The 14,148-nt window shown below is 64.1% G+C and carries 15 protein-coding genes; 14 read left to right on the forward strand and 1 reads right to left on the reverse strand.

Annotation, left to right across the window (positions count from 1 at the left end):
* The first annotated feature begins 14 nt into the window (after positions 1 to 14).
* The 3 genes from CVO77_RS00535 to CVO77_RS00545 all read left to right on the forward strand — a co-directional run bounded on the left by CVO77_RS00535 (position 15) and on the right by CVO77_RS00545 (position 3,593).
* The gene (locus tag CVO77_RS00535; protein ID WP_106000538.1) at positions 15 to 1,979 is read left to right on the forward strand and encodes an OPT family oligopeptide transporter; all 1,965 of its coding nucleotides are present in this window, start codon (positions 15 to 17) and stop codon (positions 1,977 to 1,979) included.
* 108 nt (positions 1,980 to 2,087) lie between these two features.
* Entirely contained in the window at positions 2,088 to 2,651 is a 564-nt protein-coding gene (efp, locus tag CVO77_RS00540; RefSeq protein WP_105997410.1) for an elongation factor P, read from the forward strand.
* Positions 2,652 to 2,774: 123 nt separating this feature from the next.
* Positions 2,775 to 3,593 carry an inositol monophosphatase family protein gene (locus tag CVO77_RS00545; RefSeq protein ID WP_105997411.1) on the forward strand — a complete coding sequence of 273 codons (819 nt, stop codon included), beginning with the start codon at positions 2,775 to 2,777 and terminating at the stop codon, positions 3,591 to 3,593.
* Between the two features lie 41 nt (positions 3,594 to 3,634).
* Here the strand turns inward: CVO77_RS00545 and CVO77_RS00550 are convergent, their stop codons facing one another.
* The gene (locus CVO77_RS00550) at positions 3,635 to 4,117 is read right to left on the reverse strand and encodes a YbjN domain-containing protein (protein WP_105997412.1); all 483 of its coding nucleotides are present in this window, start codon (positions 4,115 to 4,117) and stop codon (positions 3,635 to 3,637) included.
* Positions 4,118 to 4,334: 217 nt separating this feature from the next.
* Between CVO77_RS00550 and CVO77_RS00555 the strand changes: the two genes are divergently transcribed.
* From CVO77_RS00555 to nuoI, 11 genes are all read left to right on the forward strand, one after another.
* The gene (locus tag CVO77_RS00555) at positions 4,335 to 4,709 is read left to right on the forward strand and encodes an NADH-quinone oxidoreductase subunit A (RefSeq protein WP_105997413.1); all 375 of its coding nucleotides are present in this window, start codon (positions 4,335 to 4,337) and stop codon (positions 4,707 to 4,709) included.
* Positions 4,710 to 4,714: 5 nt separating this feature from the next.
* The gene (locus CVO77_RS00560; protein WP_106000539.1) at positions 4,715 to 5,269 is read left to right on the forward strand and encodes a NuoB/complex I 20 kDa subunit family protein; all 555 of its coding nucleotides are present in this window, start codon (positions 4,715 to 4,717) and stop codon (positions 5,267 to 5,269) included.
* On the forward strand, positions 5,269 to 6,174 hold the full coding sequence (locus CVO77_RS00565; protein WP_105997414.1) for an NADH-quinone oxidoreductase subunit C: 906 nt from the start codon (positions 5,269 to 5,271) through the stop codon (positions 6,172 to 6,174). Before CVO77_RS00560 ends, CVO77_RS00565 begins: the two co-directional genes overlap by 1 nt.
* A 35-nt stretch (positions 6,175 to 6,209) precedes the next feature.
* Positions 6,210 to 7,427 (forward strand): NADH-quinone oxidoreductase subunit D, encoded by a 1,218-nt coding sequence (locus CVO77_RS00570; RefSeq protein WP_192878901.1) that lies wholly within the window; start codon positions 6,210 to 6,212, stop codon positions 7,425 to 7,427.
* Positions 7,424 to 7,609 carry a hypothetical protein gene (locus CVO77_RS00575; RefSeq protein WP_146130790.1) on the forward strand — a complete coding sequence of 62 codons (186 nt, stop codon included), beginning with the start codon at positions 7,424 to 7,426 and terminating at the stop codon, positions 7,607 to 7,609. The genes CVO77_RS00570 and CVO77_RS00575 overlap by 4 nt, the downstream gene beginning before the upstream one ends.
* Entirely contained in the window at positions 7,602 to 8,270 is a 669-nt protein-coding gene (locus CVO77_RS00580) for a complex I 24 kDa subunit family protein (RefSeq protein WP_105997417.1), read from the forward strand. The genes CVO77_RS00575 and CVO77_RS00580 overlap by 8 nt, the downstream gene beginning before the upstream one ends.
* 136 nt (positions 8,271 to 8,406) lie before the next feature.
* Complete coding sequence (gene nuoF, locus CVO77_RS00585; RefSeq protein ID WP_105997418.1) at positions 8,407 to 9,699, forward strand: NADH-quinone oxidoreductase subunit NuoF; 1,293 nt, start codon at positions 8,407 to 8,409, stop codon at positions 9,697 to 9,699.
* Positions 9,696 to 10,451, forward strand: a complete 756-nt coding sequence (locus CVO77_RS00590; protein ID WP_146130791.1) for a hypothetical protein — start codon at positions 9,696 to 9,698, stop codon at positions 10,449 to 10,451. The genes nuoF and CVO77_RS00590 overlap by 4 nt, the downstream gene beginning before the upstream one ends.
* Positions 10,451 to 12,463 (forward strand): NADH-quinone oxidoreductase subunit NuoG, encoded by a 2,013-nt coding sequence (nuoG, locus tag CVO77_RS00595; RefSeq protein WP_105997420.1) that lies wholly within the window; start codon positions 10,451 to 10,453, stop codon positions 12,461 to 12,463. Before CVO77_RS00590 ends, nuoG begins: the two co-directional genes overlap by 1 nt.
* Positions 12,460 to 13,503: an NADH-quinone oxidoreductase subunit NuoH gene (nuoH, locus tag CVO77_RS00600; protein WP_105997421.1), complete on the forward strand. Its 1,044-nt coding sequence runs from the start codon at positions 12,460 to 12,462 to the stop codon at positions 13,501 to 13,503. Before nuoG ends, nuoH begins: the two co-directional genes overlap by 4 nt.
* Positions 13,500 to 13,988: an NADH-quinone oxidoreductase subunit NuoI gene (gene nuoI / locus CVO77_RS00605; RefSeq protein ID WP_105997422.1), complete on the forward strand. Its 489-nt coding sequence runs from the start codon at positions 13,500 to 13,502 to the stop codon at positions 13,986 to 13,988. Before nuoH ends, nuoI begins: the two co-directional genes overlap by 4 nt.
* The last annotated feature ends 160 nt before the right edge of the window (positions 13,989 to 14,148 follow it).

The raw sequence follows: 14,148 nt of genomic DNA on the forward strand, positions 1-14,148 counted from the left end.
CGAGGGAGACCATGATGACGAATGGAAACCAGGGTGGCGCGGCGATGCGCGAACTGACGCTGCGCGCGATCGTGCTGGGGGGGCTGCTGACCTTTCTGTTCACGGCGGCGAACGTCTATTTCGGGCTGCGTGTCGGCTTGACCTTTTCGACCGCGATTCCCGCCGCGGTGATCTCGATGGCGGTGCTGCGGACGCTCGGCGGGTCGAACATGGTCGAAAATAACATCGTCCAGACGATCGGCAGCGCCGCGGGTGCGGTGGCGACGATGATCTTCATCCTTCCCGGCCTCGTCATCGTCGGCTGGTGGACGAATTTCCCCTATTGGACGACGATGCTGACCTGCGCCGCGGGCGGGGTGCTGGGCGTGATGCTGTCGGTGCCGCTGCGCCGCGCGCTCGTCATCAATTCGGACCTTCCCTATCCCGAAGGCGTCGCGGGCGCCGAAATCCTGCGCGTCGGCATGGCGGGGGATGAAGGCGCGCGCGAGAACCGGCTTGGCCTGTCGACGATCATCCTCGGTGCGCTGGTCGCCGCCTTCTATGGCGTGATGACCGCGCTCAAGGTAGCGGCGGGCGAGGTCGCCAAGAATTTCAAGCTCGGCGCCGGGGTCGGCGGCGTCGCGGGCACCATGTCGCTGGGGCTGATCGGCGTCGGGCACCTGATCGGGCTGGCAACGGGGATCGCGATGGCGATCGGCACGGCCATTTCCTGGTTCGTCCTGCTGCCATGGCTCAGCGCCGGAAAGAGCGGCGCGGTCGATGATGTGGTTGGCGCGGTGTTCAGCCAGGAAGTGCGTTTTGTCGGCGCCGGGGCGATCGCGGTCGCGGCGATCTGGGCGCTGATCCGCATCGCGGGATCGATCGCGCAGGGGCTGAAGGGAATTGCCGCGGCGGCGCGCGCGCGCAAGGGCGGCCAGGTGCTCGAACTGACCGAACGCGACCTGCCTGGATCGATCGTGATCGGAACCAGCCTCGCGCTGCTGATCCCGATCGGCGTGCTGATCTGGCATTTCGTACAGGGTGGCCCGCTCGCGGGCGCATTCGGCGCGGCGCTGACGCTCGCATTGCTTTTCATTCTGGTGGTCGGGATCGCGACCGCGATCGTCACCGGCTATATGGCCGGGTTGGTCGGCACCTCGAACAGCCCGGTTTCGGGCATCGGTATCCTGTCGATCCTGATCGCCGCGGTGCTTGTCGCCGCGATCTTCGGCGGCGAAGTGGCGGCGGCCGACCGCGCGCCGCTGATCGCCTTTGCGCTGTTCGTCACCGCTTTCGTCTTTGGGATCGGGATCGTCGCCAACGACAATCTCCAGGATCTCAAGACCGGGCAACTCGTCGGATCGACGCCGTGGAAGCAGCAGGTCGCGCTGATCCTGGGCGTGCTGGCGGGATCGTTCATCATCCCGCCGGTGCTGGACCTTCTCAACACCGCATTCGGTTTCGCCGGCGCCCCGGGGGCCGGGCCGAACGCGCTTGCCGCGCCGCAGGCTTCGCTGATCGCGTCGATCGCGCAAGGGGTGCTTGGCGGGACGCTGCGCTGGGACCTCGTCGGGCTCGGCGGCGGAATCGGGGTCGTGGCGATCGTCGCCGACGAATGTCTGGGCCGCGCGGGCAAGATGCGCCTGCCGCCGCTCGCCATCGCGATGGGCATGTATCTGCCGATGTCGGTGACGTTACCGACGATCATCGGCACCGTGATCGGCCATTTTTGGAACCGTATGTCGGACAGGACGACGCGCCCCGATTTCGCGCGGCGGATGGGCGTGCTGCTGGCGACCGGGCTGGTCGTCGGCGACAGCCTTTACGGGCTGGTCTTTGCCGGGACGGTCGCGGCGGTCGGCGATGCCGACCGGCTCGCGATCGTCGGTGACGGGTTCGGGGTGGCGTCGCAGTTCATCGGCCTCGGCCTGCTCGCGGCGCTTGGCTGGTTCGCCTATGCGCGGACGCGCAGGCGCATCGACGAGACGCCCGCCGAATAAGCGATGCTTGCCCTTAGCCGCGCGCGCGGCTAAGGGCGCGCTCCTGAACCGGTGCGCGGGTGCGCGTGTCGGTGGCTCTTTCCATTCTTGTTGAAGCGAGTGTGCGCGATGAAAATCACCGGCGTTGAAATCCGTCCCGGCAATATTATCGAATATGAAGGCGGCATCTGGAAGGTCACCAAGATCCAGCACACCCAGCCGGGCAAGGGCGGCGCCTATATGCAGGTCGAAGCCAAGAATCTGATCGACGGGCGCAAGCTCAACAACCGCTTCCGCAGCGCCGACACGGTCGAGAAGGTCCGCCTCGACACCAAGGATTTCCAGTATCTTTATGCCGAGGGCGACGACCTCGTCTTCATGGACAAGGATACGTACGAACAGATCACCATATCGAAGGACGTCGTCGGCGACGCGCATGAATTCCTGCAGGACGGCATGGAAGTCGTGCTCGAACTGTGGGAAGAGCGTCCGATCTCGGTCGAACTGCCCGAGCAGATCGAAGCGACGATCGTCGAGGCCGACGCGGTGGTGAAGGGGCAGACGGCGTCGTCGTCGTACAAGCCCGCGATCCTCGACAATGGCGTGCGCGTGATGGTGCCGCCGCACATCACCAGCGGCACCCGCATCGTGGTCAATGTCTATGACCGCGAGTATGTCCGCCGCGCGGATTGATTGCGCTCCCCTCCCGCCTGCGGGAGGGGTCAGGGGAGGGCCTGTCGAGGGACGGGCGTTCTTCCGATATGAAACATTCCCTCCCCCGACCCCTCCCGCAAGCGGGAGGGGGGAGATTTAGCTATGGCCGTATCGGGCATCATCACCGTCATGGAACGCGCCGCGCGCAAGGCCGGCACGAAGCTGCGCCGCGACTTCGGCGAGATCGAGCATTTGCAGGTTTCGCAAAAGGGACCGGCGGATTTCGTGTCGAAGGCCGACCAGGCGGCCGAGCGCACGCTCTATGACGAACTGACCCACGCCCGTCCCGGCTGGGGCTTTCTGATGGAAGAGGCCGGCGAGATCGAGGGCGAGCCGGGCAAGCCGCGCTTCATCGTCGATCCGCTCGACGGGACGTCGAACTTCCTCCACGCCATCCCGCATTTCGCGATCTCGATCGCGGTGCAGGAACCCAAGCTGGGCGGCGGCTGGGGCGATATCACCGCGGGCCTGATCTATCAGCCGGTGACCGACGAAAGCTATTGGGCCGAGCGCGGCCGCGGCGCGTGGCTGCACGACCGGCGCCTGCGCGTTTCGTCGCGCCGTTATCTCAACGAATGTCTGATCGCGACCGGCATTCCGTTCATGGGGCATGGCGACATGGCGCAGTGGAGCCGCATCTTCGGCGCGGTGGCGCCCGAAGTCGCAGGGCTGCGCCGTTTCGGCGCCGCCAGCCTCGACCTTGCCTGGGTCGCGGCGGGGCGCTTTGACGGTTTTTGGGAAAGTCAGCTCAATATCTGGGACGTTGCCGCGGGCATGTTGCTGGTGCGCGAGGCCGGCGGCTTCGTCAGCGATTTCAGGGGCGGCGAGCGCGCGATCGAGCGCAGCGAATATGTCGCGGGCAGCGCCGCGGTGCACAGCAAGCTGCAGAAACTGGTCGCGGGCGCGCTGCGCAACGCGTGAATGATTCAGCCCTCCCCTTGATGGGAGAGGGCTGGACCGGCTTATTTTTCGAAGATGAACTCGCGATAGCTGTCCATCAGCGACGCCCAGGTGTTGAAGCTGTCGGCAACATTTTCGCGCGGGATGCCCGCGAAATCGACGTCGACGTCCATTTCCAGGACCGGGTCGCCCTCATCATCCTTGTAACCGCGCGCAAAGCGCTTTTCCCGGTTCCACTGGTTGAAGCGGTCGAGCGACACGTCCTTGGCGTCGCTGAAACCCATGTAATATTGCATCGTCTTGCAATTCTGATGGTCTTCGCAATTCATGAAGATGACCAGGAATTTGATGCCGTTGCGGTTGCTTTCGATATAGGGGTCGGCGTCGGCCTTGGTCACGAGCGTGGCAGGCCAGCCTTGTGATTCGATGATCGCCTTGATCGTCGCCGGATTCTTCGCATTGACCAGCTCGGCCTGCGCCGGCGTCGCGGAAAGTGCGAGCGCGGCCGCCATTCCCAGCGCAGTCCCGAATGAAAATGATCGCATGTCAGCTCCCTAGTTGAAATGCGGGCGATAATCGCCCGAAATGCCGACCCACGCAGGCGGCGTAACACAGCTATGGGCGGTCGGGCCAGCGCCCATTGTGCATTTGGTCACAACGGCAACGAAAATCCTGTCCGCGGTGCTTGCGAGGCGCGGCGCACTGGCCTAAAGCGCGCGCAACAAAGGGTGGTAAACGCCTCAAAACGGACTGCGAGCTCCCATGGTCGATCTTACGCAATATCTGCCGATTCTGATCTTTCTGGTCATCGCCGTTGGCTTGTCCTCGGCGTTCGTCTTCCTGCCGATGGGCGTCGCGCGGCTGACCGGCACGCACAAGCCCGACCCGGCGAAGCTGACCGAATATGAATGCGGCTTCCCCGCGTTCGAGGATGCGCGCAGCCAGTTCGACGTGCGCTTCTACCTTGTCGCCATCCTCTTCATCATCTTCGACCTCGAAGCGGCGTTCCTCTTTCCCTGGGCGGTCAGCCTCAAGGAAATCGGCTGGGCCGGCTGGGCGACGATGATGGTCTTTCTCGCCGAGCTTGCGATCGGCCTTGTATATGCGTGGAAAAAAGGCGCGTTGGATTGGGAATGATGGGAATGAGCAGCACAACCATCGTGACTCCCGGCCAGATGCCGGTCGCTCCGGGCACCAACCCCGACGCGGGCTTCTTCGACGATCTCAACAGCGAGGTCGGCGACAAGGGATTCCTCGTCACCTCGACCGAGGATCTGTTCAACTGGGCGCGCACCGGCTCGCTGTGGTGGATGACCTTCGGGCTTGCGTGCTGCGCGGTCGAGATGATCCACGTCAACATGCCGCGCTATGACATGGAGCGCTTCGGCGCCGCGCCGCGCGCATCCCCGCGCCAGTCCGACGTGATGATCGTCGCGGGAACGCTGTGCAACAAGATGGCGCCCGCGCTGCGCCGGGTTTACGACCAGATGTCGAACCCCAAATATGTGATCTCGATGGGTAGCTGCGCCAATGGCGGCGGCTATTATCACTACAGCTATTCGGTGGTGCGCGGCTGCGACCGCATCGTGCCGGTGGACATTTACGTCCCCGGATGCCCGCCGACCGCCGAAGCGCTGCTTTACGGGGTGATGCAGTTGCAGCGGAAGATCCGCCGCACCGGAACGATCGAACGCTGATGGCCAGTCCCGCTCCCCTGGTCGCGCCCCGCGAGGGCGTTGGCGCCGCGCTGGCGAAGCTGCTCGGTGACGATCTGATCGACCATGTCTTCGCGGTCAGCGAGGACAGCATCACCGTGCGCCGCGAGGCGATCGCGGGGGTGATGATCAGCCTTCGCGACAATTTGGGCTATCAGCAGCTCATGGAGATCGCCGGGGTCGATTATCCCGACCGCGCCGAACGCTTCGAGGTCGTCTATCACCTGCTCAGCGTGACCAAGAACCACCGCCTGCGCGTGCGCGTTTCGACCGATGAGGCGACCCCGGTGCCGAGCATCGTGCCGATCTGGCCGGTCGCCGGCTGGCTCGAGCGCGAAGTGTTCGACATGTATGGCGTGCTGTTCGCGGGCAACCCCGACCTGCGCCGCATCCTGACCGACTATGGCTTCCAGGGGCATCCGCAGCGCAAGGACTTTCCGCTGACCGGCTATATCGAGCTGCGTTACAGCGAAGAGGACAAGCGCGTCGTCTATGAGCCGGTGAAGCTGGCGCAGGATTTCCGCAGTTTCGACTTCCTCAGCCCGTGGGAAGGCGCCGACTATGTGCTGCCGGGCGACGAAAAGGCCGGCGGCACCGGCGAAGCACCGGGCAAGGGCGCGCCGACCCCGATGACCGCGCAAGCGGTCAAGAAGGCCGACGAGGCCGCCGACAAGAAGGCGCCGCCGCCGACGCCGAAGACCACGGAAAAACCGGCACAGACCGGGGCAGGGGCGAAGACCAATTTGAAGGCCGCGAAGACCAGCCGCGACGGCGCGAGCGCCAAGGTCGCGACGAAGGCCGCGAAGACGCCCGCAACGACCAAGGCCGAAAAGGCACCGGCCAAGCCGCGCGCGCCGCGCAAGCCCAAGGCAGGAGGTGACGCATGACCGACTCTCCCACCGTTCAACATTATGGCGGCGACATGTTCGAGGGCTATCCGGTCGATACCGCGAACACCGCGGGCGACCAGGCGGTCACCAATTACACGATCAACTTCGGCCCGCAGCACCCCGCGGCGCACGGCGTGCTGCGCCTGGTGATGGAGCTTGATGGCGAGATCATCGAGCGGGTCGATCCGCATGTCGGGCTGCTCCATCGCGGCACCGAGAAGCTGATCGAATATAAGACCTATTTGCAGGCTTTGCCCTATTTCGACCGGCTCGATTATTGCTCGCCGCTGTGCATGGAGCACAGCTATGTGCTCGCGATCGAGAAATTGCTCGACCTCGAGGTGCCGGCGCGCGCGCAATATCTGCGCACTCTGTTCGCCGAGCTGACGCGCATCTGCAATCATATGCTCAACATCGGCTCGCACGTCATGGACGTCGGTGCGATGACCCCGAACCTGTGGGTGTTCGAGCTGCGCGAGGATTGCCTGAACTTCTTTGAGCGCGCATCGGGTGCGCGGATGCACAGCGCCTATTTCCGTCCGGGCGGCGTTCATCAGGATGTCCCCGAAAAGCTGCTTGTCGACATCGGCGAATGGTGCGAGACGCGGCTGCCCAAGCTGTTTGGCGACGCGATGAGCCTGGTGATCGACAACCGCATCTTCAAACAGCGCAACGTCGATATCGCGACGGTGAGCAAGGAAGATGCGCTGGCATGGGGCTTCTCCGGCCCGATGATCCGTGGCAGCGGCATCGCATGGGATTTGCGCAAGTCGCAGCCCTATGACGCCTATGCCGCGATGGATTTCGAGATTCCGGTCGGCACGCGCGGCGACTGTTACGACCGCTTCATGGTGCGCGTCGAGGAAGTCTATCAGTCGGCGAAGATCATCAAGCAATGCCTGCGCGATATGCCGAGCGGCCCGATCGCCAGCCTCGACCGCAAGGTCGTCCCGCCGAAGCGCGGCGAGATGAAGCAGTCGATGGAATCGCTGATCCATCACTTCAAGCTCTATACCGAGGGTTTCCACGTCCCGGCGGGCGAGGTTTATGTCGCGACCGAAAGCCCCAAGGGCGAATTCGGCGTCTATCTGGTCAGCGACGGCACCAACAAGCCGTACCGCTGCAAGATCCGCCCGACCGCGTTCAGCCATTTGCAGGCGATGGACATGATGGCGAAGGGCCACATGCTCGCCGACACCACCGCGATCATCGGTGCGATCGACGTCGTGTTCGGGGAGTGCGATCGGTGATGAGGCTATTGGATGTCGTTCATACTATGGGCCTCGGTGCTGCGCTTGCGTTCAGCTACTTGCATTTCGTTCGTGGATTAGACGTGGGCGGCGAACTCGCGGCTGCAAATTTGCTCTGGGTGGGCGCGTATTTTGCGCAGCTCGCCGTTAAAAAAGGCTCGAAGGTTTCTGCGCATGGCTGACGCACCCCAAATCCCCGACGAAACCGAAACTCGCGCGCGCTGGGGCGCGTTTGCGTGGACGGCGGAAAATGCCGAGAAGGCGAAGGCGATCGTCGCGCGCTATCCCGCGGGGCGCCAGCGTTCGGCGGTGATGCCGTTGCTCGACCTCGCGCAGCGCCAGGTCGGCGCCGAGACGCAGACGCAGGGCTGGTTGCCCGTGCCGGTGATCGAATATGTCGCCGCCGCGCTCGATATGCCGTTCATGCGCGCCTATGAGGTCGCGACCTTCTACACCATGTATAATCTGGCGCCGGTCGGCCGCTATCATGTGCAGGTGTGCGGGACGACGCCGTGCCTGCTGCGCGGGTCGGACGATGTGATGGCCGCGTGCAAGAATCGCGGCATGACCAAGGGCAAGACGACCCCCGACGGGCTGTTCACGCTGACCGAGGTCGAGTGTATGGGCACCTGCACCAACGCGCCGATGGTCCAGATCAACGACGATAATTACGAAGACCTCGACTATGATTCGATGGTCCGCATCCTCGACGATCTGGCGGCGGGCAAGCAGCCCAAGGCCGGCCCCCAGAACCCCAAGCGCCATACGAGCGAGCCCGAGGGCGGCCCGACGACGCTGGTCGAGATGGTCAAGGCCAACCATGATTACCGGAAGGCGTGGTGATGACCGTTCTGTTTTCCGTCATCGCGAGGAGCGAAGCGACGCGGCGATCTCCAGCGATCGTCTCCAGCGCTGCGCGTGAGTTGCGCGCTGGAGATTGCTTCGCTGCGCTCGCAATGACGAAATTGGGGGATGGCGCATGAGCCTCCACGACAAGGATCGCATCTTTACCAATCTCTATGGTTTCCAGCCATGGAACCTCAAATCCGCGCAGGCGCGCGGCGATTGGGACAAGACCAAGGATTTGATGACGCGCGGCCAGGACGCGATCATCGAAGAGGTCAAGGCGTCGGGGCTGCGCGGCCGTGGCGGCGCGGGCTTTCCGACCGGCCTGAAGTGGAGCTTCATGCCGAAGGAGCCGCGCGCCGACCGCCCGAGCTTCCTCGTCATCAACGCCGACGAATCCGAACCCGGTTCGTGCAAGGATCGCGAGATCATCCGTCACGATCCGCACAAGCTGATCGAAGGCGCGTTGATCGCGGGCTATGCGATGCGCGCGCGCGCCGCCTATATCTATATTCGCGGCGAGTTCATCCGCGAGGCGGAGACGCTGTTTGCCGCGGTGCAGGAGGCGTATGACGCCGGGCTGCTCGGCAAGAATGCCGCCAAGTCGGGCTATGATTTCGACGTCTTCGTCCATCGCGGCGCCGGCGCCTATATCTGCGGCGAAGAAACCGCGATGATCGAAAGCCTTGAGGGCAAGAAGGGCCAGCCGCGCCTGAAACCGCCGTTCCCGGCGGGCGCGGGCCTCTATGGTTGCCCGACCACCGTGAACAATGTCGAGAGCATCGCGGTCGTCCCGACGATCCTGCGGCGCGGCGCGTCGTGGTTCTCCTCCTTCGGGCGTGAGAATAACAAGGGCACCAAACTCTTCCAGATTTCGGGCCATGTCGAACGCCCGTGCGTCGTCGAGGAAGAGATGGGCATCCCCTTCCGCGAGTTGATCGACAAGCATTGCGGCGGCATAAGAGGCGGCTGGGACAATCTGCTCGCGGTGATCCCCGGCGGCTCGTCGGTGCCGCTGGTGCCGGCGGCCGAGATCATGGACGCGCCGATGGATTTCGACGGGCTGAAAGCGCTCGGCTCGGGCCTCGGCACCGCCGCCGCGATCGTGATGGACAAGTCGACCGACGTTGTCCAGGCGATCAGCCGCATCAGCTATTTCTACAAGCATGAAAGCTGCGGCCAGTGCACCCCGTGCCGCGAAGGCACCGGCTGGATGTGGCGCGTGATGGAGCGGCTGCGCACCGGCGACGCCGACATCGGCGAAATCGACACGTTGTTCGACGTCACCAAGCAGGTCGAAGGCCACACCATCTGCGCATTGGGCGACGCGGCGGCGTGGCCGATCCAGGGGCTGATCCGCCATTTCCGGCCCGAACTGGAACGGCGCATCCGCGATAATGGCGGCGCGCTGGAGGCGGCTGAGTGAAATTGCCGACGCGCCTCGGACTTATGCGACAGATCGGGCGTGCTGTGCTTGCCTGCACGGCACTGGTCGCCACAACCCACATTGCGCCCGGTGCCAGCGGCAAGGAGTCGTCGCAGACGGACGCATTGCGGTCAGCCAAGGCGTTTGCCGATTGCATCGTCAAGAAGCGGCCCGAACAGGCGCGCGAAGTCGTGTTTCTGAGCCGTCGAGACGTCGACACGCGATTTCCCAAATTGCTCGACAAGGAATGCCTGCCCCACAAGTCAAGCGGCTATTTCATCAGCCAGTTGCGGTTTCCGGGCGAAACGCTGCATCAAATGCTTGCCAACGCATTGATCCGTCTCGAGTATTCCTCTTCCGGCCCTGACCTGTCGACATTGAGCCCGACTGACATTCCGTTACCTCAGGCGACGGCCCCCGAATTGCTCGCCAAAATGTCGGCAAAGGAACGCGAGGCGGACGCCGCGCGGTTCTCGGCATTGCAGAACTGGTACATGCTGTACATGCTCGGCGATTGCGTTTCACGGCGCGATTCCGAAGGCGTTCGGGCGCTCGCGCTGACCGATATCGCAAGTGCCGAGGAAAAGGCGATCATCGGCAGGCTGCAACCGCAAATCGCGGGCTGCTGGTCGGCGGGGCAGACGCTGCGCATGAGCATCAGTGATTTTCGCGGTCCGGCGCTGCGGGCCTATTACCATCTCGCGAGCCGCTTTGCGGCTGAATCCGACAAGTCGAAAGAGGCAGCCGAATAATGCCTAAAGTTACCGTAGATGGCATAGAAATCGACGTCCCGCAGGGCGCGACCGTGCTGCAGGCGTGCGAGCTGGCGGGGAAGGAAATCCCGCGTTTCTGCTATCATGAGCGCCTGAGCATCGCGGGCAATTGCCGCATGTGCCTGGTCGAGGTCGCGCCTGGGCCGCCGAAGCCGCAGGCGTCGTGCGCGCTGCCCGCTGCCGAGGGGCAGATCATCAAGACCGACAGCCCGATGGTCAAGAAGGCGCGCGAAGGGGTGATGGAGTTTCTGCTCATCAACCACCCGCTCGACTGTCCGATCTGCGACCAGGGCGGCGAATGCGATTTGCAGGACCAGTCGGTCGCTTATGGCCGCGGCGCGACGCGCTATGAGGAGAATAAGCGCGCGGTCACCGAGAAATATATGGGGCCGATCGTCAAGACCGTGATGACGCGCTGCATCCAGTGCACGCGCTGCGTCCGTTTTGCCGAGGAAGTCGCGGGCGTCGAGGATATCGGCGCGATCGGGCGCGGCGAGAATATGCAGATCACCTCCTACCTGGAACGCGCGGTGGCGAGCGAGCTTTCGGGCAATGTCGTCGACCTCTGCCCGGTCGGCGCGCTGACGTCGAAGCCCTATGCTTTCGAGGCGCGGCCGTGGGAACTGACCAAGACGCTCGGCATCGATATGAGCGACGCGGTCGGCACCAATGTCCGCATCGACAGCCGCGGGCGCCAGGTGCTGCGCGTGCTGCCGCGGGTCAATGACGATGTGAACGAGGAATGGGCGAGCGACAAGACGCGCCACCATGTCGATGGGCTGGTCCGCCGCCGCCTCGACCGGCCCTACATCCGCAAGGGCGGCCAGCTTGTCGAAGCAAGCTGGGCCGAAGCGTTCGCGGCGATCAAGGATGCGAAGGCCGGCAAGTCGGTCGCCGCGATCGCGGGCGACATGGCCGATTGCGAGACGATGTTCGCGGCAAAGGCGCTGGTCACCGCGCTCGGCGGCACGTTGTTCGAGGGACGTCAGACGGGCCTCGACTATGATGTCACCAGCCTGTCGGCGGTCAATTTCAATACCGGCATCGCGGAGGCGGAGAATGCCGACGTGATCCTGCTCGTCGGCACGAACCTGCGCTGGGAAGCGCCGCTGATCAACACGCGCGTCCGCAAGGCGGCGTGGAAAAAGGGCGCGAAGGTGTTCGGGATCGGTCCCGAGATCGACCTGACTTACAAGGTCGCATGGCTCGGCGACGATGCCTCGCTGGTCGCGAAACTGCCCAAGGCGGCGCTCGACGCGCTGAAGGGGGCCGAGCGGCCGATGCTGATCTTTGGCGGCGGCGCGCTGTCGGTGCCCGGCGTCCATGGCGCGGCGCTGGCGCTCGCCAAGTCGGTGAACGCGGTCAAGCAGGGCTGGAACGGCTTCAACGTCGTCCATTTCTCCGCCGCGCGGATGGGCGCGCTGATGCTCGGCTATGCACAGCCGGGCGGGATCAGGGATGTGATCGCGGCCAAGCCGAAGCTCGCTTTCTTCCTCGGCGCCGACGAGGTCGATTTCGCGGCGTTTGCGGGGACGCTGAAGGTCTATGTCGGCCATCATGGCGACAAGGGCGCGCACGCCGCCGACGTCATCCTGCCGGCGGCCGCGTGGACCGAGAAGAATTTCACCAGCGTCAACACCGAAGGCCGCGTCCAGCGCAGCGACAAGGCGGTGTTCGCTCCCGGCGACGCGCGCGAGGATTGGAGCATTTTCCGCGCGCTCGCCGATACGCTCGGCGTGTCGCTCGGCTTCGACAGTTTCGATGCGTGCCGCGCGGCGATGGTCGCCGCGGTGCCGGCATTGGGGGTCGAGGGCCTCGCCGATTATGGCTGGGCGCCGCCCAAGCTGCCCGCCAAGCCCGAAGCGCGCGCGATCCCGTCGCCGATCAAGGATTTCTATCTGACCAACGCCATCTGCCGCGCCTCGCCGACGATGCAGCGCTGCTCGGAGGAAATCCTCCACGGCGGTGATTATGCGGAGGCGGCGGAATGACCGAAACCTTCATCAATTGGGGCATGGCCCCCGACTGGGCGTGGGGCGTCGCCACCATCTGCGGCATCCTGCTCATCGCGCTGCCGCTGATGCTCGCGGTGGCGATGATCATCTATGCCGATCGCAAGATCTGGGCGGCGATGGCGCTGCGGCGCGGGCCGAACGTGGTCGGGCCTTTCGGCCTGCTCCAGAGCTTCGCCGATGGTTTGAAGGTGTTCCTTCAGGAAACGATCATCCCGAGCGGCGCGAACCGCGGGCTGTTTCTGATCGCGCCGATCATCACCTTCACCGTCGCGCTGATGGCGTGGGCGGTGATCCCGTTCAATTCGGGCGCGGTGCTCGCCGACATCAATGTCGGGCTGCTCTATATCCTCGCGATCAGCTCGCTCGGCGTCTATGGCGTGATCCTGTCGGGCTGGGCGTCGAACTCGAAATATCCCTTCTTCTCCGCGATGCGCGCCTCGGCGCAGATGATCAGCTATGAAGTGTCGATCGGCTTCATCCTGATCGGCGTCGTGCTGTTCGCCGACAGTTTCAACCTGAACGAGATCATCAAGGCGCAGCAGGGGCATGGGCTGGGCATCGTCAACGCGTTCGGCTTCAACCTGCTGCTCTTCCCGCTCGCGGTGCTGTTCTTCATCTCGTCGCTGGCGGAGACGTCGCGCACGCCGTTCGACTTGACCGAGGCCGAGAGCGAGCTGGTCGCGGGGTATCAGACCGAATATTCGTCGATGAGCTTCGCGCTGTTCTGGCTCGGCGAATATGCCAACGTCCTGTTGATGTGCACCCTCAACGCGGTGCTGTTCTGGGGCGGCTGGCTGCCGCCGATCGACTGGGCGCCGCTCTATGCCGTTCCGGGCATCATCTGGCTGTTCGCGAAGATCCTGTTCTTCTTCTTCGCCTTTTCATGGGTGAAGGCGACCGTTCCGCGCTATCGCTATGACCAACTCATGCGGCTGGGCTGGAAGGTCTTCCTGCCGATCTCGCTGATCTGGATCTTCCTGATTTCCGGCTATCTGATGCTGACGAGGTATTCATGAGCACCATCGCCCACCTCATCAAAACCTTCACCCTGTGGGAATTTGTGCAGGCCCATTGGCTGACGCTCAAATATTTCTTCAAGCCGAAGGCGACGATCAACTATCCGTTCGAGAAGAACCCGCTGTCGCCGCGTTTTCGCGGCGAGCATGCGTTGCGGCGCTATCCGAACGGCGAGGAGCGTTGCATTGCGTGCAAGCTGTGCGAAGCGGTGTGCCCGGCGCAGGCGATCACGATCGAGGCCGAGCCGCGCGAGGACGGTTCGCGCCGCACGACGCGCTACGACATCGACATGACCAAGTGCATCTATTGCGGCTTTTGCCAGGAAGCGTGTCCGGTCGATGCGGTGGTCGAGGGGCCGAATTTCGAATATGCGACGGAAACGCGCGAAGAATTGCTGTATGACAAGGCCAAGCTGCTCGCCAATGGCGACAAATGGGAACGCGCGATCGCGGCTAACCTTGCCGCCGACGCGCCCTACCGGTAAGGGCGCCGCGATGATGGATTCAGTCAACATGATCCTCCCCGGAACGGGGAGGGGGAGCGAGCGGAAAGAAGGAACGCGCGGGGCGCGTTGCTTCCCGCGAGGCCGCAGGGTGGTGGAGGGGCACATGGTGTCGAACGCAGTGGATGCGGGCCTGTGCCCC

It is taken from the genome of Sphingopyxis lindanitolerans (assembly GCF_002993885.1).
GTDB lineage: Bacteria > Pseudomonadota > Alphaproteobacteria > Sphingomonadales > Sphingomonadaceae > Sphingopyxis > Sphingopyxis lindanitolerans.

What these genes read in the sequence shown, in the direction of transcription:
- nuoF (WP_105997418.1), top strand. Translation starts at nt 8,407, where the DNA reads ATGAGCCTCCACGACAAGGATCGCATCTTTACCAATCTCTATGGTTTC.
- CVO77_RS00555 (WP_105997413.1), top strand. Translation starts at nt 4,335, where the DNA reads ATGGTCGATCTTACGCAATATCTGCCGATTCTGATCTTTCTGGTCATC.
- CVO77_RS00580 (WP_105997417.1), top strand. Translation starts at nt 7,602, where the DNA reads ATGGCTGACGCACCCCAAATCCCCGACGAAACCGAAACTCGCGCGCGC.
- nuoG (WP_105997420.1), top strand. Translation starts at nt 10,451, where the DNA reads ATGCCTAAAGTTACCGTAGATGGCATAGAAATCGACGTCCCGCAGGGC.
- CVO77_RS00565 (WP_105997414.1), top strand. Translation starts at nt 5,269, where the DNA reads ATGGCCAGTCCCGCTCCCCTGGTCGCGCCCCGCGAGGGCGTTGGCGCC.
- CVO77_RS00535 (WP_106000538.1), top strand. Translation starts at nt 15, where the DNA reads ATGACGAATGGAAACCAGGGTGGCGCGGCGATGCGCGAACTGACGCTG.
- efp (WP_105997410.1), top strand. Translation starts at nt 2,088, where the DNA reads ATGAAAATCACCGGCGTTGAAATCCGTCCCGGCAATATTATCGAATAT.
- nuoH (WP_105997421.1), top strand. Translation starts at nt 12,460, where the DNA reads ATGACCGAAACCTTCATCAATTGGGGCATGGCCCCCGACTGGGCGTGG.
- CVO77_RS00545 (WP_105997411.1), top strand. Translation starts at nt 2,775, where the DNA reads ATGGCCGTATCGGGCATCATCACCGTCATGGAACGCGCCGCGCGCAAG.
- CVO77_RS00560 (WP_106000539.1), top strand. Translation starts at nt 4,715, where the DNA reads ATGAGCAGCACAACCATCGTGACTCCCGGCCAGATGCCGGTCGCTCCG.
- CVO77_RS00550 (WP_105997412.1), bottom strand. Translation starts at nt 4,117, where the DNA reads ATGCGATCATTTTCATTCGGGACTGCGCTGGGAATGGCGGCCGCGCTC.
- CVO77_RS00570 (WP_192878901.1), top strand. Translation starts at nt 6,210, where the DNA reads ATGTTCGAGGGCTATCCGGTCGATACCGCGAACACCGCGGGCGACCAG.
- nuoI (WP_105997422.1), top strand. Translation starts at nt 13,500, where the DNA reads ATGAGCACCATCGCCCACCTCATCAAAACCTTCACCCTGTGGGAATTT.